This window comes from Pseudanabaena sp. SR411, assembly GCF_002251945.1.
In the GTDB taxonomy this organism is placed as follows: domain Bacteria; phylum Cyanobacteriota; class Cyanobacteriia; order Pseudanabaenales; family Pseudanabaenaceae; genus Pseudanabaena.
Map to the genome: position 1 here is coordinate 88,190 of NZ_NDHW01000159.1, position 21,688 is coordinate 109,877.

The 21,688-nt window shown below is 42.8% G+C and carries 26 protein-coding genes; 17 read left to right on the top strand and 9 right to left on the bottom strand.

Translation table 11 applies throughout. The features are described 5' to 3' along the window. Positions 1-12 precede the first annotated feature (12 nt). From B9G53_RS16210 to B9G53_RS16230, 5 genes are all read right to left on the bottom strand, one after another. Positions 13-609, bottom strand: coding sequence for a hypothetical protein (locus B9G53_RS16210; RefSeq protein WP_094534100.1), 597 nt, complete (start codon positions 607-609; stop codon positions 13-15). Positions 610-631: 22 nt separating this feature from the next. Then, on the bottom strand, positions 632-2,494 hold the full coding sequence (locus B9G53_RS16215) for a hypothetical protein (RefSeq protein WP_094534102.1): 1,863 nt from the start codon (positions 2,492-2,494) through the stop codon (positions 632-634). A gap of 17 nt (positions 2,495-2,511) precedes the next feature. Beyond that, entirely contained in the window at positions 2,512-3,285 is a 774-nt protein-coding gene (locus tag B9G53_RS16220) for an ADP-ribosylglycohydrolase family protein (RefSeq protein ID WP_094534104.1), read from the bottom strand. Beyond that, the gene (locus B9G53_RS16225) at positions 3,279-4,052 is read right to left on the bottom strand and encodes an ADP-ribosylglycohydrolase family protein (RefSeq protein WP_094534106.1); all 774 of its coding nucleotides are present in this window, start codon (positions 4,050-4,052) and stop codon (positions 3,279-3,281) included. The genes B9G53_RS16220 and B9G53_RS16225 overlap by 7 nt, the downstream gene beginning before the upstream one ends. A gap of 64 nt (positions 4,053-4,116) precedes the next feature. Beyond that, positions 4,117-4,965, bottom strand: a complete 849-nt coding sequence (locus B9G53_RS16230; protein ID WP_094534108.1) for a protein phosphatase 2C domain-containing protein — start codon at positions 4,963-4,965, stop codon at positions 4,117-4,119. Positions 4,966-5,073: 108 nt separating this feature from the next. Between B9G53_RS16230 and B9G53_RS16235 the strand changes: the two genes are divergently transcribed. The 4 genes from B9G53_RS16235 to B9G53_RS16250 all read left to right on the top strand — a co-directional run bounded on the left by B9G53_RS16235 (position 5,074) and on the right by B9G53_RS16250 (position 7,876). Continuing rightward, complete coding sequence (locus B9G53_RS16235; RefSeq protein WP_094534110.1) at positions 5,074-5,766, top strand: NUDIX domain-containing protein; 693 nt, start codon at positions 5,074-5,076, stop codon at positions 5,764-5,766. Between the two features lie 212 nt (positions 5,767-5,978). After that, on the top strand, positions 5,979-6,692 hold the full coding sequence (locus B9G53_RS16240; protein WP_094534112.1) for a ribonuclease H-like domain-containing protein: 714 nt from the start codon (positions 5,979-5,981) through the stop codon (positions 6,690-6,692). Between the two features lie 126 nt (positions 6,693-6,818). Next, a complete protein-coding gene (locus tag B9G53_RS16245) occupies positions 6,819-7,103 on the top strand; it encodes a BolA family transcriptional regulator (RefSeq protein WP_094534114.1) in 285 nt (94 codons plus the stop codon). A 176-nt stretch (positions 7,104-7,279) separates the two neighbouring features. Further along, positions 7,280-7,876, top strand: coding sequence for a 1-acyl-sn-glycerol-3-phosphate acyltransferase (locus B9G53_RS16250; protein ID WP_254923685.1), 597 nt, complete (start codon positions 7,280-7,282; stop codon positions 7,874-7,876). A 36-nt stretch (positions 7,877-7,912) separates the two neighbouring features. On the opposite strand, the gene pyk is transcribed toward B9G53_RS16250, so the two are convergent. From pyk to B9G53_RS16265, 3 genes are all read right to left on the bottom strand, one after another. Then, a complete protein-coding gene (gene pyk, locus B9G53_RS16255; protein WP_094534118.1) occupies positions 7,913-9,340 on the bottom strand; it encodes a pyruvate kinase in 1,428 nt (475 codons plus the stop codon). A 251-nt stretch (positions 9,341-9,591) separates the two neighbouring features. Then, complete coding sequence (locus B9G53_RS16260) at positions 9,592-10,593, bottom strand: photosynthesis system II assembly factor Ycf48 (protein ID WP_094534119.1); 1,002 nt, start codon at positions 10,591-10,593, stop codon at positions 9,592-9,594. 58 nt (positions 10,594-10,651) lie between these two features. Further along, the gene (locus tag B9G53_RS16265) at positions 10,652-11,041 is read right to left on the bottom strand and encodes a rubredoxin (protein WP_094534120.1); all 390 of its coding nucleotides are present in this window, start codon (positions 11,039-11,041) and stop codon (positions 10,652-10,654) included. 180 nt (positions 11,042-11,221) lie between these two features. Here B9G53_RS16265 and B9G53_RS16270 point away from each other — a divergent pair, with 180 nt between their 5' ends. The 7 genes from B9G53_RS16270 (at position 11,222) to B9G53_RS16300 (ending at position 14,819) form a co-directional block, all read left to right on the top strand. After that, complete coding sequence (locus B9G53_RS16270) at positions 11,222-11,410, top strand: hypothetical protein (RefSeq protein WP_094534121.1); 189 nt, start codon at positions 11,222-11,224, stop codon at positions 11,408-11,410. Beyond that, the gene (locus B9G53_RS16275; protein WP_094534123.1) at positions 11,397-11,594 is read left to right on the top strand and encodes a hypothetical protein; all 198 of its coding nucleotides are present in this window, start codon (positions 11,397-11,399) and stop codon (positions 11,592-11,594) included. The genes B9G53_RS16270 and B9G53_RS16275 overlap by 14 nt, the downstream gene beginning before the upstream one ends. A 161-nt stretch (positions 11,595-11,755) precedes the next feature. After that, positions 11,756-12,625, top strand: coding sequence for a hypothetical protein (locus tag B9G53_RS16280; protein WP_094534124.1), 870 nt, complete (start codon positions 11,756-11,758; stop codon positions 12,623-12,625). A gap of 22 nt (positions 12,626-12,647) precedes the next feature. Then, positions 12,648-12,977 (top strand): hypothetical protein, encoded by a 330-nt coding sequence (locus B9G53_RS16285; RefSeq protein ID WP_094534125.1) that lies wholly within the window; start codon positions 12,648-12,650, stop codon positions 12,975-12,977. A gap of 9 nt (positions 12,978-12,986) precedes the next feature. Next, positions 12,987-13,208, top strand: coding sequence for a type II toxin-antitoxin system HicB family antitoxin (locus tag B9G53_RS16290; RefSeq protein ID WP_094534127.1), 222 nt, complete (start codon positions 12,987-12,989; stop codon positions 13,206-13,208). Positions 13,209-13,268: 60 nt separating this feature from the next. Next, entirely contained in the window at positions 13,269-13,775 is a 507-nt protein-coding gene (locus B9G53_RS16295) for a hypothetical protein (RefSeq protein ID WP_094534128.1), read from the top strand. 216 nt (positions 13,776-13,991) lie between these two features. Further along, positions 13,992-14,819, top strand: a complete 828-nt coding sequence (locus B9G53_RS16300) for a metal ABC transporter permease (RefSeq protein ID WP_094534162.1) — start codon at positions 13,992-13,994, stop codon at positions 14,817-14,819. A gap of 73 nt (positions 14,820-14,892) precedes the next feature. On the opposite strand, the gene B9G53_RS16305 is transcribed toward B9G53_RS16300, so the two are convergent. Continuing rightward, positions 14,893-15,198, bottom strand: coding sequence for a hypothetical protein (locus B9G53_RS16305; RefSeq protein ID WP_094534129.1), 306 nt, complete (start codon positions 15,196-15,198; stop codon positions 14,893-14,895). A 327-nt stretch (positions 15,199-15,525) separates the two neighbouring features. Here B9G53_RS16305 and B9G53_RS16310 point away from each other — a divergent pair, with 327 nt between their 5' ends. The 6 genes from B9G53_RS16310 to B9G53_RS16335 all read left to right on the top strand — a co-directional run bounded on the left by B9G53_RS16310 (position 15,526) and on the right by B9G53_RS16335 (position 21,635). Then, entirely contained in the window at positions 15,526-16,818 is a 1,293-nt protein-coding gene (locus B9G53_RS16310; protein ID WP_094534130.1) for an MSMEG_0569 family flavin-dependent oxidoreductase, read from the top strand. A gap of 322 nt (positions 16,819-17,140) precedes the next feature. Next, positions 17,141-17,623 carry an MSMEG_0572/Sll0783 family nitrogen starvation response protein gene (locus B9G53_RS16315; RefSeq protein WP_094534132.1) on the top strand — a complete coding sequence of 161 codons (483 nt, stop codon included), beginning with the start codon at positions 17,141-17,143 and terminating at the stop codon, positions 17,621-17,623. Positions 17,624-17,638: 15 nt separating this feature from the next. After that, positions 17,639-18,619 carry a Nit6803 family nitrilase gene (locus tag B9G53_RS16320; protein ID WP_094534133.1) on the top strand — a complete coding sequence of 327 codons (981 nt, stop codon included), beginning with the start codon at positions 17,639-17,641 and terminating at the stop codon, positions 18,617-18,619. Positions 18,620-18,830: 211 nt separating this feature from the next. Next, positions 18,831-19,928: an MSMEG_0568 family radical SAM protein gene (locus B9G53_RS16325; protein ID WP_094534134.1), complete on the top strand. Its 1,098-nt coding sequence runs from the start codon at positions 18,831-18,833 to the stop codon at positions 19,926-19,928. A 237-nt stretch (positions 19,929-20,165) separates the two neighbouring features. Further along, entirely contained in the window at positions 20,166-20,672 is a 507-nt protein-coding gene (locus B9G53_RS16330; RefSeq protein WP_176453246.1) for an MSMEG_0567/Sll0786 family nitrogen starvation N-acetyltransferase, read from the top strand. Next, positions 20,673-21,635, top strand: coding sequence for a sll0787 family AIR synthase-like protein (locus B9G53_RS16335; RefSeq protein ID WP_094534137.1), 963 nt, complete (start codon positions 20,673-20,675; stop codon positions 21,633-21,635). It begins immediately after the preceding gene. The last annotated feature ends 53 nt before the right edge of the window (positions 21,636-21,688 follow it).

Here is a 21,688-nt window from a genome sequence, read left to right on the forward strand (position 1 = left end):
CCTGTTTTAAAATTATTGAAAAGAGAGAGAAAGAATGCCCAGAATTTTGTCAATATTGCTGAGTTGATACTCAGTTAAGTCAATCTCCACAAGGCGATCGCTAAGGCGTAAAAACTTCCAATCGTTGCCAGTAGTAGCAGCTCCATAAATTACAGAAATATCATTCTCATGTTGCTGATTAAAGAGTTTCGCTGCCCACATTTCGGCAATACATTGTCCTAGAGCTCCGTTGATATTCTCCTTTTTTGCTTCAACCACCACCACTACAGGCGCTTTAAGCATTAGTTGTGAAGGCGATCGGCTGAGGAGAAAGTCACAAACCCCATTTAAGCCAATATCTCGATCAATATTTAGTTCTATTCCTGAGAATAAACTGGCGCGATCTAGAAATTGTTTGCGAACTTCTACTAAAATCGGGGCAATAATTAATTCCGATCTAGCTTTTTCGGTATTCATCGCTAGTGCTAATGGGGCAAATTCTTTGAGAAGTTGGTTGAGAAATTCACTAGCTTCTGCTAAGGGGGAATCATCAAGTAAATTGGCTCGTTCAGTAATTGTGAGATCGAAGGCTGTCTGAACTGACTCTAAGGTAAATTCACTATAGGACATGGCAGATCACCTGAATATATTGCTAAGCTAATTGTAACTGCAAAATCTTTTGTGCATGAATCACATAAATCCCTTGAGAACCGACAATGAGAGAACAGCCACTATCAACATAGGATTCGGTTTCAGGGAAAGTTTTCGTAATCATAATCTGTCCATTATTCACCTCAACTCTCGCAATACCTTCGTCAGTGGGAACGAATAGCCAATTAGCGATCGCACTGCCTCCATGAATATTCATTAACCATGCAATGTCACCTTTTTGTCCTGCGAGAGTTGCTACTAATTCACCGTTAGGTCGCAATACAGAAACACGATGGATGATTTTGCCTTGCTCTTGGGTGATGGTGAAGAACCAGCAGAGGTCATTACTAAAGACGCAATTTGCATCAATTAGTTCTCCTTGAATGGGTGGAATATTCACGTGATCGCATATTCCTGAACGCTTAGCATCAAAGGTAAATGCAACACTGATTGCACCAGCTCGATAGAAGCCAAAACCAAAGGTTTCACCAATCCAAAATTGTGTTTGTCCTTCGAGAATATCACCGATGTATTCATTGCCTAGCTTGCCATCGCGGAGTAATTGACCTTGATCAATCCAATAGCGAGAAAAAGAATTAGCTCGGATTAGCTCGGTGGCGATCGCTTGCGGTGGTTGTCCTTGATTGAGCTTAAGAGCTTTTCCTTGTTTGGTAACGATTGTAGACTTACCAAAGATTGCGAATTGAATATTAGCATCGAGTTCTCCTGACAATAAAACTGCGTTGTCTTCGCGCTTAAATTCGTGGTTAACATGATAGAGATAACTGAGAGAATTATTTTGTAAAGCGGCTTGAAGAATTACGCCTTCGGTTTGAAATATATGGATAACTTTACAGGGTTTGCCCTCACTCCCAGCCCCTCTCCCAGAGTTAGAAGGGAGAAATGCTATTAGAGGCGTGCAAATTGGGCAAGTGATCTTTAAATGTTCAATTCCACATTGATTGCATTTATTCCAACGCATTGATTCGAGTAGAGATTTAGGAAAATCTCCGCGCCAATCTTTTTCAAAGCAGTTATGAAAATGCTGGAGCAAATCATCAGAGAGAACTTTGTAAGGAATTGCAGGTTTAGGATAGCGGACATCGGGATGAAAAACCGTAATCCTTTGCAGTGGTCTAGCGCTGTGAGGAATTTGCGATGCTTGCGATTTTGGCTTATATACGCCGCCATAGGGATCGACATAGAGAAAGCTCTGCATCAACATCACCGTGAATGCGTACCAATCGGAATCAGGGTTATGCTGACTGGTAAGAATCGGCTGATTGGCGCTGCGATCGCACAATAACGGATCGACAAATCTCGCTGTGAATACCTGACAGGGAAACTGTCCAAACTGAAAGGAATCTGCATCAATGAGGTTAACTTGATTTTGAGAAACCAATAAATTCAAATCATTGAAATCACCAATCGTGACATTTGCTTGATGAACTTTGAGAACAGACTCATGTAAATCGCGAAATAAGTTCGTCACAACTTGTTGTGAGATAGCGTTAGTTTGGCGATAATTACGATCGCTGTATTTCAAAAGTGGCACTGTATTTTGCAAAAATGGCATTGCATAGCCCAAGATCATTCCCTGTTTATCTGTGGCTAAAGTTTCAGGTTTAATCACTCTCGCAGGTAGATTTTGTGGGAAAGCAGGCAACTTTTGCTGATGGAGTGACAATCTGGATTGAGCCGCTAATTGTTCTTGAGGAAGTAACTGATAATCAGGATGATCGGCAGTTTTGAAGAGTTTAAGAACCTTGCCATTTTTGAGATCATAGATATCTGCTTCGCCACCCTTGCCGATCGCATTTTTAGGATTTAGTTTAATCCGCTTCTGATTAAGATAGATATCCATGATTTTGCTCCAATGCTTTAAGGCAATTGATAAACTTTTCTAAACTCAGTCACTGTCTGACGAATACGACGATCTAACTTTTTCCAAACAGGTTGGGCGATCGCATTAGGTACACCACTATAAAAGGCTTCAGCAATGCTACCTGTAATACAGGCGATCGTATCGCTATCACCACCGAGAGACACAGCATTACGAATTGCGTCTTCAAAATCCGTTGATTCTAAAAAGGCGATAATTGCTTCAGGAACGCTTTTTTGACAGGAAACTTCAAACTTATAATCGGGGCGAATTTCACCTAGAGTACGTCGCAAATCATAGTTAAAATTCTGTTCGATATAGTCACGAATTTCTGCCTTGGTTTTGCCATTACGAGCTAAAAAGATTGCTGCTGCTGTTGCCTGTCCGCCTTTGATTCCTTCAGGATGATTATGAGTAGTTACCGTGCAACGTTCTGCTTCTTTTAAAACAGTATCAAGATCATTGTATGCCCATGCGATCGGGCTGACTCTCATCGCCGCACCGTTACCCCAACTGTTATAACCTTCCTTGCGGTTGCTCATTGCCCAGCAAGTAAACCTTTGCCCAAAACCTGCTAAAGGATAGCGCCAAAAGCATTTTTTGAAATTGTTAGCATAGTTAGTTCCTGTAAGAATAGATTTTGCCACAGCATAGGTAAGAACAGTGTCATCACTAAAATGACTACCAAATGAGAACAGTTTGAAGTCCTTCCGCTTCATCGGCACTACTTCGTAAATCGAGCCGATAATATCGCCAGCGATCGCACCTAACATAAGTTATACCTCGTTCTAAATTCTTCAACCACTTCACGCATTGCTTTAGGTAAATAACTTAAAGTCTTTTGAGCAATATCTTGAGGAACACCACCATAAAAAGCTTCGGCTATGCCGCCTGTAATACAGGTCAGCGTATCGCTATCACCACCGAGGGAAATTCCATTGCGAATTGCATCTTCAAAATCTGTTGATTCTAGAAATGCAATAATTGCTTCGGGAACAGTTTCTTGACAGGATTCATTAAATTGATAAACAGGACGAATTTCGTCTACAGTTCTATCTAAGTCATACCCAAAAGATTTAGCGATCGCATTTTTTATTTCCTCCTTGCTCTGACCTTGACGAGCCATCAAGATAGCCACAGCCGTTGCTTGCGCTCCCTTGACTCCCTCAGGATGATTGTGGGTAACTTCCGCCGATCGCTTAGCTTCATTCATCACCGATTCCAAGTCATCATAGGCAAATCCCACAGCACTGACTCGCATTGCCGAGCCATTACCCCAGCTATTGTATGGCTCCATACTCTCAAAACGAATCCATTGAGCAAAGCGTCCACCATAGCCACGATTGGGATATTTACGAGCATAGGTTTTGATGTATTCTGCATAATTGCCTTGATTCATCAAGCAATCAGCAACCGCTACAGTTAACACTGTGTCATCGGTAAAATCACATCCTCCACTGAATAAAGGAAAGTCTTTTGAGCGATGATTATTAAATTCGTAAATGGAACCAACGATATCACCGACAATTACGCCTAACATAGTTTTACCTCTTCAATAAATTTTCTATTTTGTTCCATCTGTAGAGGCAATTCATGAATTGCCCCTACAGATAGATTCTTCTAATCACAACCAAACTCGTATCATCAGACAAAACCCCCGATCGTTTAATTAATTCGTGCTTATTCCAATCTGGCTTTACTTCCTCACGATTTAGCATGGCTAACTTACGTCTTATCGCATCAGGATTTTTGAAATAACGATCTTCTTGCCAGAATTGACTAACTTCTTCAACGGCAATCAAATCGTCAATTCCATCTGTAGCAATTAGAATAGATTCTAATTCTGAGGTAGGTATACGAACGCGAATTTCAAAGCTCACTGCATCAGGGCGATACAAGCCATAGGCGAGATAGGGTGGTGCATTATCAGGATAGGCAGGAATTTGAGTAAGTTTGCCATTAACAGCGAGCGCACCATCTCCCATGGAGAAAGCAACTGTTTCGCTAGGAGTAATAACTAAGCCCACAATTGTAAATAATAGATAGTTATTTACAAATTCCATCACAGATTCTTGAGCCTCATTAGTCGCGATCGCCACAAAAGCCTTGACTTTCTGTAAGAGATTAATTTTAAGCACATTCCAAAAATCAGGCTCAGATATTATTAACCCTTGATGGAGTAAATCGGCGATCGCATCAGTCACCATCCGCGTACCGAGCTTTGCCCCAACTTCACTATGCTTGCCACTACCACAGCCGTCACATACTACAGCCGTCATAAAGTTATCCCACAGGACAATCCGCAGCGCATCCTGATTATTTTTGCTAGCAAGAACATGGTTGCGCCCAATAATTGAACCGCAGGCATATTCAAACTGATTTGACAAATTTTCACCCGCTAAATCAGGAATTTGCAGCGATCGCCGATCAGGAAATTCCACTTGTTCTTGCATGACGTTATAGTGTATAAACTACACAAACTACTATAGTGTTATTTTTACACTATGTCAACTATTACTTGCAAAGTTGCTGCGTAGCAGCAACTTTGCCCCTCAAAAACTATGTCCCACACCTACGACTACCCCCGCCCCGCATTAACTGTTGACTGCATAGTATTTGGGCTTGATGCTCAGCAGGAACTCAAAGTTATGCTGATTCAGCGAGATATTCCACCATTTCAAGGACAATGGGCAATTCCAGGAGGTTTTGTACGGATCGATGAGACTTTGGAACAGGCGGCTTTGCGTGAACTGCAAGAAGAAACAGGGATTCATGATGTTTATCTAGAGCAGCTATATACTTTTGGTGATTTGGGGCGTGATCCCCGCGATCGCACGGTTACGGTTGCCTATTACGCATTGATTAATTTGGTGGAGCAAAAAATCCAAGCATCCACTGATGCGCGTGAGGCTGATTGGTTCGCCGTCTCGAAAATTCCGACTTTAGCCTTTGACCATAAGCAGATCTTGCAAACGGCGATCGCCAGATTACGCAACAAAATTCGCTATGAACCAATTGGCTTTGAACTATTACCCAAAAACTTTACCCTGTCACAACTCCAAAAACTCTATGAAACTGTGTTAGATCGTCCTTTAGATAAACGCAATTTTCGTAAAAAAATTCTTGGTATGGACTTGCTGATTGATACAGGAAAAGTCGAACACAATGTCGCCCATCGTGCGGCAAAACTTTATGAATTTGATGAGACTAAATACTTACAGTTAAAACAAAATGGATTTAATTTTGAAATCTGAAATCAAAGATTACTCCCTTGTCACTCAAGAATTAGTGGTGCGGCGCTTCGCGCCGCACCACTAATTCTTGGTACTATTTCTCAAATTTCTTAACAAGGGGATCGCCAAATTAGCGATCGCAAACAGATTATTACCGTTAGGATGTATAAGTACAGCACTAAGCAAATCAAACAAATCTATTGATCTGCCTGCCCACCTTTAAGCCAAACTTTATGTATAAAAGGGAACTCAAGCTTTCAAGTCAATATACAAATAATTTCTATGATGGCTCAATCTACGATCTTGTTTTTTTAGACTTAGAATGGTGTCGTGATTTTCAGAAGAATGGCACAGTACAAAAAATATTTGGTTATACTCTCACCCGCATTTTAGAAGATAGTAACGAACAATACATAAAAATCCAATTTATCGAATCAAGTACACAGGAAAAAAAGATAATTCAAGATATCTTAAATGACTTACAAAGTTTACAGGGAAAATATTTTATTGGTTATGGACTATCGACTAGCGACATGTTTTGCTTACGCCAAAGAATCGATGCTCTAGATTTTATTCCCAAAGTTGATAGTATTAAAATCCTCGATTTACAAAGAATTATTCAACGGACAGATCTCAATCAAGGTTTGAATAATTTATTTGCTTATTTGGAAATTCCTATTTATAAAAGAATTAAGGGCTACTACGTTTTTCGGAATGGAATAAAGGTATTACGGAAAGAGAGAGGATATGAAACAATTCTTAATGAAATCTATGAATATTGTTTAGAAGATGCCGAAAATTATTTTCATATTATTAGCAATTGGCAAACCCAATTTCCCCTAGTCGATCGCCATAAACACCAGACAATTAACCTCAAAATCGATCCGCGATCGGAGCAACGCATTAGAGCAAGGCGAGGTGCTGCATTACAAAGACCTTCCAGTTAGCTCCCCTCTTTCTCTCACTGAACAGCTTAATCCCCTTTGTCTGTCCAATAATCAGCGCAAAGCACTGTAGAGGGGGCTTACAAAACGATATAGTAATTTAGATCAAACCATTGCCATACCAAAAACATGGATGCAACAGCAACAATCAAAACTATTTTGCAAGAAAAAATCGGCGCAACAATTGTCGAAATTGAAGATCGTAGTGATTTGCATAAACACCACCAAGGTCGAATGAATGCCCTAGTTGGCAGTGGTCATTATGACGCGATCGTTGTTGCTGCTAGTTTTGCGGGCAAAACGATGATGCAGCAACATCGTATGGTCTATGAAGCCTTAGCCGATCAGATGCAAACTACGATTCATGCACTATCGCTCAAAACTTATACGCCTGAACAATGGCAGCAAATTTAACTTGAATAGAAGAGTTCACGCTATTGCTTCTATTAGGATTTCAATTTGTTGGTCATAGAAATGTTGTAGGAACTTGTTAAATGGAAAATGCTAAAAGCTCTGAACTAAAAAAATCTGATCCAAACAATGCAACTAACATTGTTAAAGATAGGGGTGGAAATCCCTTGTTATATAAAATGTTCAAGTGGCTGGTAGTTAGACCACTGCTGTATTTATTTTATCAAGAGCGAATTTATGGCGCTGAAAATGTGCCACTCACTGGGCATCTGATCGTCGTCAGTAATCACGCTAGCGACTTCGATCCGCTCATCGTCGGTAGTTGTATGGGTCGTCCTGTCGCTTTTATGGCAAAGGAAGAATTATTTGAAATACCTGTGCTAAGTCAAGCAATTCAAGCCTTTGGCGCTTATCCTGTCAAGAGAGGGGCAGGCGATCGCGCCGCCATTAGAGCCGCGATCGCTTCCATTGAGAAGGGATGGGCAACGGGTATTTTTTTGCAGGGTACACGCACATTAGATGGAAAGGTGACAGAACCAAAATTAGGAGCGGCGATGATTGCCGCAAAGACTCAAGCTCCATTTTTACCGATTAGTATTTGGGGAACGGAAACAATCTTACCGAAGGGAGCAAAGTTTCCGAGGTTATTTCATCCTGTCACTGTCAGGATCGGGGAGCTAATTCCCGCACCTGAGACAAGCGATCGCCAGACTCTTGAGGCTTATACCAAAAAATGCGCGGATGCGATAAATGCACTTCATGCTTTAGGAAGATGAAGAAAAAGGGTTCGCTTCGCGAACCCTTTTTAGGAATTATAGAATATGTATTTTCAGGAAGTTAGTTCCACCCTGTATGCCCATCGGGATACCACCAATAATCAAAATGCGATCGCCTTTAGCCGCAATATTTCGCCCTAATAAACAAGACTCTACCTGTTGCAGTACCATCTCAAAGGAACTCACCTCTTCATCGACTAGCAAAGGCTTAACTCCCCAAACTAAGTTCAGACGATGATAAACATTAATGTTGGGAGTGATGGCAATAATCGGGGTTTTGAGACGTTCCTTAGAAGCGAGAATTGCAGTATAACCCGTAGCTGTGAAGGCAACAATACAACGAAAATCGATCACATCAGAAATCACATGCAGAGCTTCACTAATGGCATGAACTTCATCGGTTCTGGATGCAGGATAGTTAGTGAAAACAGCATCTTTCTCGACTTCCGCCGCGATTCTGGTCATCATTTCCACTGCTTGCACAGGATAATCGCCCACTGCCGACTCGCCTGAGAGCATTACTGCGTCAGTACCATCCATAATTGCATTGGCGACATCGCTCGCCTCGGCTCTAGTGGGACGCGGATTCTGAATCATGCTCTCTAACATCTGCGTAGCCGTGATTACAGGAATACCACTTTCATTACAGCGTCGAATAATATGCTTTTGAATCATCGGAACTCGTTCGGGTGGCATTTCTACGCCCAAGTCACCCCGCGCCACCATAATCCCATCGACAACGGCAAGAATCTCTTCCAGATTGGCGATCGCCTGTGGCTTTTCGATTTTGGCAATAATTGATACTGACTTTCCATATTCAGTAATCAGATCTTTCAGCAGTTTTACATCGGCTGCTTGTCTGACAAAGCTTAGTGAAATCCAATCCACGCCTTGCTCTAAACCAAATGCAAGATCTTGCCGATCCTTATCGGTCATGGATGGCAAACGCAAATTTAAGCTAGGAAAGTTTACGCCCTTGTGACTAGTGAGTATTCCACCTTTGACCACTTCACAATGGACAGCATTACCAGATATTCCACTGACACTCAGTTCAAAGATACCATCAGCTAACAGAATCTGGGTGCCAATGGTTGCCTCTTCGGCAATATAGGCATAATCAATGGCGATCGCATCGGCATAAACAGCTTCTAACTGCTGAAACTGATCCATTGGTACGAGTGTAATAAATTTGCCTTCAATTAGCTCAATTCCAGTAGCAGGCAAATTACCAACCCGAATTTTTGGCCCCTGTAAATCTTGTAAAATCGTAATCGGAATATCTAACTCTTCTGATACTTCACGGATCATGGTGATGGTTTGGGCATGATCGGCATAACTACCGTGGGAAAAGTTCAGCCTTGCCACTCTGACACCTGTCTCGATCATCTTGCGGAAGACTTGAGGCGATCGGCTTGCGGGTCCAATGGTGGCAACGATCTTGGTCAAATGTTGAGGAATTGCCATACAACTCAAGGGTTAGAAATTTCTACGCTTCCAAATCTAGCTCTAGTTCTCTTTAATCGAAAGGTGAAATTGAACATATACAGCAACGCAAACCCAAGAAGTGTGAGGCGGCGCGAAGCGGCGCCTCACACTTCTTGGGTTTTATGGCGACAGCTATATAAGAAATTTTTTAAAAGTGTTATTTCGTTTAATCTCCATAAAAAAAGGTTGAAGTACTTCGTACTTCAACCTTTTTTTATGGAGATTTTTATTTAATCTGGTGAATAGGCTAGTAATGTGCCATTCTGTCCGACCACAAAACCGCGATCGCTTGAGAAAAAGTAAATCTTGTAGAGGTTCGCACCTGCATTAGCTGTTGACTCATCGCGTTTCCAAGTCTTGCCGCCATCTTCACTATGGATCAAGCGAGAACTACCACCAGAGATCCAAACATTATTTTCATCTTGATAGGCAAGATCCAGCAGTCCAAATCCGCCGCCTTCTTTAGGAGTTTGCTTTTTCTCCCATGTATCAAATTCACCAACTTCACTAAATTGGACTTGTCCGCCACGGTTCAACATCCAGAGGCGATTATCAGGGGTATAGCCCATGTTCTGGACACGGCGAGAGCTATTACGGTTATGCTGAATCCAAGTCATATCCCCTGGTTGCCATGTGGAATAAAAGTTACCATTTGCTGATATCGCTACATAACGACCATCTGCACTGCGATTGAGGTTACGGGCATTACCAACCGCTTGGGTAACTAGAGCTTTCCAGTTTTGTCCAGCATCTTGAGTGGCATAGATTGCGCCCAAATCGGTGACCATTTCCGCCGAGTTTCTACCTTGGGCAACGATCGCAAAGGGATCACCAGGGAGTTTAGAGCTAAGTCCAATCCGTGACCAAGATTTGCCGCTATCAGTGGTATGTAGCAAGAGTGCTGGCTGTCCTGTAATCCAACCTTCATCACCAGAAAAACTGATCGATGAGAAACGATAAACACTATCGCCGAGATCAAGTTTGCGCTCTTCCCATGTGTTGCCACCATCGGTAGATTCGAGCAAAGTTGCGTCAGTGCCAACTAGCCAACCATGATTTGGGTCATATTTGTCAAACCATAGATCAAGGGGGGTAATCGCCACGGGGAGATCGACTTTGTGCCAGCTCCCAGTACTTGCCAAGGCGCTAGGAATATTGCCAAATAATGTTAGGCAAATGAGTAATACACAGATCGAAAAGGAGCTAAGGAAGCGTTTTATGCTTTTTTTCATAAAAATTGGGCAAAAATAATGAAGGTTCTAATGCTAAATAAAAGTGCTAATGAATAAACTAATCTAGGGCATAGAGACTAATAAAAAATGCTACTGCTAAGGCTAAAGAGCCAAATATGAGTAAGTTTTTTTGACCTGGGGTGAGGACGTTTACGCCAAATCCATAGCCAAGGTTTTCGGTAAAGCCTGATGGTTTGGCGGCAATGCCAATATCTGAGAAGGCTTTTTTCTTGGTGTTGCAGACGGGGCAACGCCAATCTTCGCTGATGCTCTCAAAGGCTGTGCCAGCAGGGATATTCCGTTTAGCATCACCGATGGATGGTTCATATATATATCCACATACGCCACATTCATGGCGGTGTAGTTCTTCCTCTATGGCTGGGGCAACTACTTCCGCGTTGATTGTTTCTATGTTTTCAGTTTCCGTACTTGTTATTTCGGGTTCCATAATTTTGATCGAGTTGATCGAGATATATGCGATCGCTTGTTAATTCTGTTACAAATTATTACATCTTTTTGACAGGCTTGCCTAGTTGCCAAAAATCCTACAAGCTGCCTAAAAATGAAACTTAGTTTGAAATCTTAAAATCCCGTAAATTTAAGGCTTGTCAAATTTATTCGTCTATATATGCCAACTGTAGATCAGGCGATCGCCTGTGTTAGGGTTTGCCAGATGCTCTCAAATGGCTATCAGCCAATACATATATTTCGCTACAATGCGAATACTAGTAAAGTTTTCATTTTGGCTGGTGTAACTGAGTGCCTAGAAGTTTTGATTTTTCCTGATGGTCAATGGAGGTTTAATGATGAAGCCTGATTTTAGTAATATGACTCGACAAGAATTACGAGCTTATATCTTGGCTAATCGAGAAGATGATGAGGCGATCGCTGCTCTAATCAATCGCGCAAATCCTAACAGCCCCAAATTTCCTTTTCCTAAAACTGATGCAGATTTAAAAGAAATGCAAGAAATTCTTAGCGATAAATTAAGTCATATATAGATGCTTAGAGTCTTTTAGAAAGGCAAATGATCACTTGGTCATGCTGTTACAAAAAACACCTAAATCCTTCTACATAAAAACCGAAAATTATATCTACCTATCCAATTATCTTAATTCCTAACTCCATACAACGCGCCCAAAGTATCAATCCACCTGTACCTGTGTTTGCAGAGACAGCACCACAAAAACCATCGTCACCACCAGAAATCTATGACAAAGGATTATTAACAAGATGGGGGATTGTTGGCTTTATCGCGTCATTAGTGCTTGCGTTTTTCAATATTTGGCTAAGTATTACAGCGATCGCTATAAGCGCTTTGATGGTTGCTTATCTGGCTTGGTCAATGAATCAGAGTTTTCCGCAACGAAAACGTGAACACGATGACCAAGTAAGGAAGTATCCAAGATTATTACAGTCCTACCAACAGGCGAAACGAGAATATCAGGAAGAGATCAAGCATATCCATAGTCACGAAAATGTAGCTGCGTATCGAAAATTGGAACTTTTGCGAATACTCAGGCAAACTAATCCCCATGATGGAGGAAATAGTAAAGCTCAAGTAGGATTCTCGGAAGCCAAGTTTTATGCGTATCTCACTCACTATTTCAAGGACAAAGTAAAACGCGGACTTACGTTAAATATTCCAAATTTTAAACATCATTACAGTCCTGATTTTGTCTATATCGACAAGTCTGTAAATCTATACATTGACATTGAGATTGACGAGCCTTATGCCTATAACAGCAAAGTTCCTACTCACTTTGTTGGATCTAGCAAAGACACCAGTCGCAATAACTTTTTCCTCAATAGAAATTGGTTAGTGATTCGCTTCAGTGAGGAACAAGTAGTACGTTATCCACAAAGTTGTTGTAAGGCGATCGCCAAAGTTATCGCTAGTGTTTTAGGGGATAATTTATATTTAAGTCAGTTTGCGATAGTTACAGATTTAGAGCCGATGAAACAATGGACTAAATCAGAGGCAGCATATATGGCAGATAGAAATTATCGACAAACTTATTTGATAAATTGATAAAAATTTTCAGTACATTCCCATGAATAAACCACCACTCCCTCAACCTCAACTCGATCGCACCCCAATCACCTCCGATCAATACTGCGAATACACGCCCGAAAAACTAGAACTATGGAGTGGATTCTATGGTTATGGCGGACAAGACTTAACAGGCTTTTATCTTGGTATCTTGGCAAATATGGGACTTCGCGCAGCCGTGAGTCATGTACCAATCTCCAAATGGCTAGAAGCAATTCAAGCAGTCGCATTGCAAAATCCTAAACTTGATGAAGCAATGCGCGATCGCCTCAATCGAGGTTTAGCAGATTTGCAAGCAGTTGCCGAATATTTGGAAACAAGCACAAATTGAGTAATAGTTATGAAATATGCAGTTGTAATTGAAACTGGCGAAACTAGCTATGGAGCTTATGTTCCTGATTTACCAGGTTGTGTGGCTGTAGCTGAAACCGTCGATGAAGTCAGAACCCTTATCCAAGAAGCGATCGCTTTTCATTTAGAGTCTCTTTCTGAAGAGGGAATGTCGATCCCACAGCCCAAAACTTTATGTGAATATGTCGATCTTGAGTTGTTGAGTGCTTAGAAGGTTTACTAGTTAGGAGATCATGTAGGATTGCTGTAGCCCCAAATATAGTTAACGAGCGTGCAATCTTCTCAACCTATTTCGACTGAATCAGAGCATTTATCTGTCGCTGATCGCATTGAATCTTTTAAAGCTGGATTTCTCGGCGCGATCGCTAGTGTGTTCGCATTTTTTGCGATCGCCCTATTGCATCACTTTTTGCAGAATTTCCTGTCTGTGCAACTAATCAGCAGCTTTGAGCTTAGCAGTCCCTTCATATTGCTAATTAAGCTGGGTATGATTGGCTTTTCAGGTTTTTTGTTTGCGGTCACCTATCGCTACATCGTGCGGCGCGATCGCAACTCCCATCTCAAATCAGGCGCAATTCTAGCTTTTGCCTGTATCCGTAGTTTTGGTGCAATTGATCGTGACTTGCCTACACTAACGCTCTTGCCTTTGGTCCAACTAGCTTTAGTAAGCGCCATCTTGTTACTTGAAAATGTTGCATGGTTAGCGATCGTCCAAAGTCTCCTCGAAACCGCAATTCAAACCAAATGGATCGCTGCATTTGGCTCAGACAAACAATGAAACAATAGTGCAACATCCTGTTGCACTGTTTTGTCGAATATATAGTGCAGCAGCCTGCTGCATAAATTCCTCTATTTTATCAGTTTTACCGAAAGTGATAGAAGGCGATCGCCTATGACAAAATTGACATAGCGACACGTATAACTCACTCAATAATTAGCTTTGATATCCACACCAATACTCACAACCCTCTTTGCCCAACTTGCTCAATTTCCGATCTGGCAATGGATCAGTGAGCCACTTGCGCTGGAATTTATGCGAAATGCCTTAATTGCAGGTGGTTTAGCAGGAATTATTTGTCCAGCGATTGGGTGCTTCTTGATCGTTCAGCGGATGGCATTGCTGGGGGATGTGATGACGCATACGGTGATGCCGGGGATGGCGATCGCCTTTTTTTGGCGGATTGACGTTGCCATCGGCGCATTTATCTCAGGGATTGGTAGTGCTTTTTTAATCGCATGGTTGCGATCGCAAACTCGCGTCAAGGTTGATGCAGCGATGGCTTTGACTTCATCGAGTTTCTTTGCGATCGGGATTTTGTTAATTTCCTTGCTGAAAATCAAAATTGATCTGCATGGCTTTTTGTTTGGCGATATTCTTAGCGTTACGCTAACCGATACGATTCGCGCAGGAATTATTACCGTGATTGTGCTGGCAGCGATCGCCATGTTTTATAAGCAATTACTTTTTTATACCTTTGATCGCATTGGTGCGAAGGCTTTGGGATTGCCAGTTAATCTGATCTATTTAGGATTAATGGCAGGTGTGACTTTGACGATTATTGCCAGTATGCAAACGATGGGCGTGGTATTGGTGGTGTCGCTCTTAGTGGGTCCCGCGATTACCGCCTATCTATTAGTTAAGGAATTGCATCAGATGATTTTTGTGGGTGCGGGGTTAGGTGTGACGGCAAGTGCGATCGGTTTATATGCCAGTTACTATCTCAATTTGCCTTCTGGCCCAGCGATCGTGTTAGCGGTACTGCTGTTATTTTTACTGACTTTAGTTTTTAGTCCCAGTCAAGGCTTACTCACAGGCAAATAAAAAGCGGCGCGATGCGCCGCTTTTTATTTTTTTAGAAAAGGCAGTGCTTCGCGCTGCCTTTTCTAGTTTTGATCTATGCTTCGGTCGTTTCTTCAGGTGCGCTTTCTTCAGGTGCTTCAGTCACTTCAGCAATAACTTCTTCCACAACTGGTTGTGGCTTAGTTGGCTTTGGTCCCCTGACCAAAGCGAGATTTACGGGAGCTTTGACTTCTTCGTCCCTTCCGCCTCTTTTATCTCTCTTGCCTTTACCACCATCACGACCATCACGGCCAGAAGAACGCCTTTTGTCGGAGTCGTCAGACTGTCTAGCGCTAGGAGTGGTTTCGTTGGTTTCGGGGTTTAGCTGACGATCTGCTTTTTTGATAGGACGTTCTACCATTGTTAAATTCCTGATTAACTTGATGTATTTGTATCCTAGCCTGTTTAGGCATAATCTCGCGATCAAAACTAGAAAGGACGCAAAGCGCCCCTTCTAGTTTTGAAAAAGTAGAGGCAGCGCGAAGTGCCCTTTCTCCTTTTTTAGCTGGTTTTTGAACTATTGATTTAGGTAGAAGCTGGAAATGCGATCGCCTTAAAATCATCGGTACATTTTCTATCCCTAACGTTATCGATAGACTTAGAGGTTCCGTAGTTAGGAATACAAAATCACAGTTTGGCTAGCACTTACTCTCAAAGCATTCTAAGCAGCGATTTAAGAAATTAGCCAATGACAAATCACTATCCCGTTGTAATTGTTGGCGGTGGTCAGGCTGGTCTATCCATAAGCTATTGCTTAAAGGAAAGAGGCTTAGACCATATTATTTTTGAGAAAAATCAGATTGCGAATGCATGGCGATCGCAGCGATGGGATTCCTTTTGTTTGGTAACTCCCAATTGGCAATGCCAGCTTCCCGGCTATCCCTATAAAGGTAATGAGCCAGAAGGTTTCATCAAAAAAGATGAAATCGTAGCCTATATCGAAAATTACGCACGCTCCTTTAATCCACCGATTCAGGAAGGCGTAGAAGTTCTGAATTTACGACGAGGCGATCGCGGTATTTTTGAAGTGACAACCAGCATTGGTGATTACACTGCCGATCAGGTTGTTGTAGCCGCAGGTGCATACCATCAACCGAAGATTCCCAAAATTTCAGAGCGCTTGCCAGAGCATATTTTGCAGGTTCATTCTTCAAAGTACAAAAATCCTGAATCTCTTCCCAAAGGTGCGGTTTTGGTCATTGGTACTGGTCAATCTGGCTGCCAAATTGCCGAAGATTTACATTTAGCTGGGCGCAAAGTCCATCTATGTGTGGGTAGTGCGCCGCGATCACCCCGTCGTTATCGCGGTAAGGACGCAGTGGAATGGCTAGATTTAATGGGATATTATGAACTTTCCATCGATCAGCATCCCCAAAAAGAAAAAGTCCGTTCTAAGGCTAATCATTATCTAACAGGACGTGATGGCGGTAGAGAAATCGATCTGCGCCGCTTTGCTCTCGAAGGAATGCAGCTACATGGCAGGTTGAAAAATATCTCTAGAAATAGCTCTAGTGCTAAATTGGAATTTTTCAATGACCTCAAGCAAAACCTTGATGGTGCTGATGCCGTGTCCGAGAGTATTAAGAAAACGATTGATAATTTTATTGCTAAAAATAATCTTGACGCACCCCTTGAGCCTCCCTATCAACCCGTCTGGCAACCAGAAATGGATATTCCCGATCTGGATTTGGCTGAGGCGAATATTACAACCGTGATCTGGTGTACGGGCTTTCAATCGGACTTTAGTTGGATCGAGATTCCTGTCTTTGATGGCAAGGGCTACCCTGGCCATGATCGCGGAGTGACTGAGGTCAAAGGTTTGTACTTCCTAGGATTACCTTGGCTCTATACATGGGGTTCGGGTCGATTTTCAGGAGTTGCTAAAGATGCGACTTATCTCGCTGATTACATCATGGCGCGGCGCAAGGTTGCCCATGTCAGTGATTGGACTGTGGTTAATGAGTTTTTACTTGGTTCTTGATCGTCGTTCACGATCACCTATCGAAATCGATAGGTAATTGATCGCATTTTGATGAATTCCTAAAGAAAGCGATCGCCTTCCTATCGATAAAGATAGAGTTCTCTTTTTCGTAACCAGAGATACAAAATAGAACCTTAGCTAGCAACTAATCTGACTTCAAGTTCTTAGTTAGGTATAAGCTTTTAGCTTTTAGCTCTTAGCTTTATTACCGACTGTCAGATTATTAGACATTACAGCCATTTTGAACTTCAACTTTTAAAGCTAATAGCTAAAAGCTAATAGCCAAAAGCTTTCCAAACATTTAACCTTAAAGGAAACAACAATGCCTGAAGTAACTGCTCCTGCCCATCAGACTGGCGATTTCTTTGTGAACTATGAAGAGAAAGTATTTGAGGATGTCAAAGCTGAACCGGGGGAGAAAGCCCTTGTCACTTTCCATACTGTCGCCTTTGAAGGTTCAATCGGTTTTGTAAATCTTTTACAAGCTACTCGTTTACTTCGTAAAGGATTTGAGACTTCAATTTTGCTCTATGGTCCTGGGGTAACTCTGGGTGTACAGCGTGGTTTCCCAAAACTAGGTGATGCCGCTTTCCCCGGACATCAGAATTTCAATGACCAAATCTCTAAATTCATGTCTGAAGGTGGAAAGGTATATGCCTGTCGCTTTGCTCTCCAAGCTCTCTATGGACATGGTGAACCATCGCTAATTCCTGGGATTCGTCCGATTAGCCCTCTGGATGTATTGGATATCATTCTTTTGCATCGTAAGGATAACGCTTTCATTCTCGATACTTGGACTTTATAAGGACTTCACAAAATCGTGGATTATTCACGCAAAGTTAGAGCCGCCGCTGTCCAAATCAGTCCTGTGCTGTTTAGTCGCGATGGTACAACCGAGAAAGTCTTACAAGCGATCGCCAATGCTGCAAAAGAAGGTGCTCAGATCGTCGTTTTTCCTGAGACCTTCGTTCCCTACTATCCTTACTTTTCCTTCGTGCAGCCGCCCGTAATGATGGGAAAAGAACATATGCGACTTTACGAAGAAGCTGTTGTCGTTCCTAGTCCTGTTACGGATGCGGTTAGCCAAGCCGCGCGATCGCATAGCATCGTTGTTGTGTTAGGTGTGAATGAACGCGATGGTGGTTCGCTCTATAACACACAGCTAATTTTTGATGCCGATGGTTCACTGTTACTAAAGCGACGCAAAATCACACCGACCTATCATGAGCGAATGGTGTGGGGACAGGGTGATGGCGCAGGATTGAAGGTAGTGGATAGTGCGGTTGGGAAAGTCGGCGCTCTGGCTTGTTGGGAGCATTACAATCCCTTAGCTAGATTTGCCTTGATGTCGCAGCATGAACAGATTCACTGCGCTCAATTTCCGGGATCTCTAGTTGGACAGATTTTTGCTGACCAAATCGAAGTCACGATCCGTCATCATGCCCTTGAGGCTGGCTGCTTTGTGATTAATTCCACGGGTTGGCTCTCGGCAGAGCAAGTAAGTCAAATCACCAGCGATGAGAAGTTGCAAAAAGCCCTCAGTGGTGGTTGCAACACCGCCATTATTGGACCAGAAGGAAATCATCTTTGCCCACCGATTACAGAAGGTGAAGGCATGGCGATCGCTGATTTGGATTTCTCGCTGATCACCAAGCGCAAGCGGATGATGGACTCGGTTGGACATTATGCGCGTCCAGATTTACTTCAGGCTCACTTGAACGCTGATGCTTTTGCAGGATTCCAGATTGATGGTTTTGAGCAGGGATTAACGGAATTTTCATGTCAAGAACAAGGGGCGTAAGAGAATGTTTGAGAAGTCTCCTATTCAGCATAAATTTCTGCTACCCCCCTTAATCCCCCCTTGCGAAGGGGGGAAACTTAAATTCGCCCCCTTTGCAAGGGGGAGTTAGAGGGGGTAAAAACTTCTCAAACACGCACTAAGCCCCTTGCCTGCCTGATTAAGTATGAATTTAAAAATCCGATCGCAAGTTTCGATAGGAGCATAACCCTTAATGAATAAGCAACAATTAATTACAGAATTACAGACTAAGGGTTTGCAACTGGTTGATCGCCAAAATGATCGCCAAATGGGAGCGAATGGTCGTAAAGGTGGAGCAGGACCTTCCGATCATAAGGCGATCGCCATTGATGGTACGACAGTCATGGTTCCCGTCTTTAACAGTTCAGCAGCTAGTTCTCCCTATAGGGTAGAGATTAATGCCGAAACTAACGAGATGCTCTTAGAATCAGGGAAAGAAGCGATCGCGCCCATTTCTTTCCCAAAATCTCCGAACTTCTATAATCTCACCACCAGCGATGGCATTCCCTATTGGAAAATCGCATTGCTTCACAGCCACGATGTGCTAGCAACAACGGTTTTGCAGACCTGTATGCGCTATAACAATACGGATACGTCCTGTCAATTTTGTGCGATCGGGCAGTCTCTCGAAGCAGGACGTACCATCGCTCGCAAAACTCCTGCTCAACTAGCCGAAGTTGCCGAAGCTGCGGTGCGCTTGGATGGAGTTAAGAACATGGTGATGACTACGGGGACCCCAAATACGAGCGATCGCGGTGTGGCTTATTTGACGGAATGTGCCAAAGCAATCAAAGCAAAAGTAGATATTCCCATTCAAGCCCAATGTGAACCTCCCGATGATTTCATCTGGTTTGAACGCATGAAAGCGGCAGGTATTGACACTCTAGGAATGCATCTGGAAGCTGCTGACCCCAAAGTTCGCGCCAAAATCATGGCTGGCAAAGCAAGCGTTCCCCTTGACTATTATTTTGAAGCCTTTGCTGCTGCTGTCAAAGTATTTGGCTGGGGTCAGGTCAGCACCTATCTCTTAGCAGGCTTAGGCGATAGTTTAGAAACTCTGGTGGAAACCTGCGATCGCCTAATTAGCATCGGTGTTTATCCCTTTGTCGTTCCCTTTGTACCAATTAGCGGTACGCCATTAGCCAATCATCCTGCACCGACGACGGAGTTTATGTTTGCGGTTTATGAGCAGGTGGGTGCATTATTAAAGCGATCGCAGATGTCTTCTGCCGACATCAAAGCAGGATGCGCGAAATGCGGCGCTTGTTCAGCACTTTCTCTTTTTGAATAAGCCCCTCACCCCTAGCCCCTCTCCCAGATGGCTACCTTGTACACACAAGTCTCAAAAACCCCCTTTAATTCCCCCTTGCAAAGGGGGAAGACTAGAAACCTTATTCCCTCCCTTAGCAAAGTGGGAAGACTAGAAATCCTGTTCCCTCCCCTTTGCAAGGGGAGGGCTAGGGAGGGGTTATAGCTCCCGCAGGAGAATGGGAGTGAGGGCAGAATATTAAACTTAGGGATAATTATCATGACTTCCGCTTACATTTTTAAACTTGCCTCCACACCGCAAGAAATCGACGCATACTTTGAACTTCGCAAAGCCATCTTTGTAGAAGAACAATATGTATTTGAAGAGAATGATGTTGATGACATCGATGCGATCGCTTATCCGATTGTGGCGATTAATCCTGAGAATAATCAAGTTGTGGGTGTTGTCCGCATCTATGAAACCGAAAAAGGTATTTGGTATGGTGGCCGATTAGGAACGAGTAAAGATTATCGACGGGGTTGGCAAATTGGCAAAGGCTTGATTTACAAAGCGGTAACTACGGCGAATACATGGGGATGCGATCGCTTCTTTGCCACAGTTCAGATTCAGAATGTGCGCTTCTTCCAACGTCTGCATTGGGAGTCCCTCAAGGAAATGACGATCTGCGATCGCCCCCATCACTTTATGGAAGCTGACCTGAACTTCTATCCTCCAAGTAATGAAATCCGTCCTACTTATCCTGCTCAAATCCGTGAGGCTTCCTAGATGCTGGCGGAACTTGCGGCAACACTTAGGGAATCTATGGGTATCTTGCACAAGCAGGATATTCAGATTACGGCAAGAGGGCTAGGTGAGCAATGGAATGATGCAATTCTGTTAGGTGATGACTGTGCGGCAATTCGCGATCGCGATGGCTATTTGTTACTTGCCGCTGAGGGGATGTTACCGCAATTGATCGATACTGACCCTTGGTTTGCGGGTTGGTGCGCGGTGATGGTTAATGTTAGTGATATTTACTCAATGGGGGGTGAACCGATCGCTGTTGTCGATACCTTGTGGAGTCAATCACCTGACTCTATTTCTGAACTATTAGCAGGAATGAAAGCGGCGGCTATTGCTTATCAAGTGCCAATTGTTGGTGGACATACAAATTGCCGTAGTCCATATAACGCCTTATCTGTTGCCATTCTCGGACGTGCTCAGAAGTTGCTCACCAGTTTTAACGCGAAGCCTGACGATATTTTGTTAGCGGCGATCGATATGCGTGGTCAGTTCCATCCTGATTACCCATTTTGGAATGCTGCAACTCAAGCCGATCCACAACAACTACGCAAGAATTTATCGATCCTGCCATATCTTGCTAAATCAGAACTATGTGATACTGCCAAGGACATAAGTATGGGTGGGATTATTGGAACTTTACTAATGCTCACCGAAACTTCTAATTGTGGCGCAATTCTCGACTTAGATCGAATTCCCTGTCCTGAGAATGTTCCCTTAGAGCGTTGGTTGATTTCTTTCCCTAGCTATGGATTTCTATTAAGCATTCGTCCTGAAAATGTAGAAGCAGTGCAAGCTCTTTTTCGTGCTCAAAATTTAGTTTGTGCGGTGGTTGGCGAGGTGCAAGCAAAGAACGAAGTGATCTTGCGATCGCAAGGTGAGTCAACTCTATTTTGGGACTTCTCTCAGCAATCTCTAACAGGATTTAGCGATCGCAAAGATAAATAATTATTAAGTGATCAGGGTCTAGACACCATAATTAAAGTTTTTCAAGAATAATT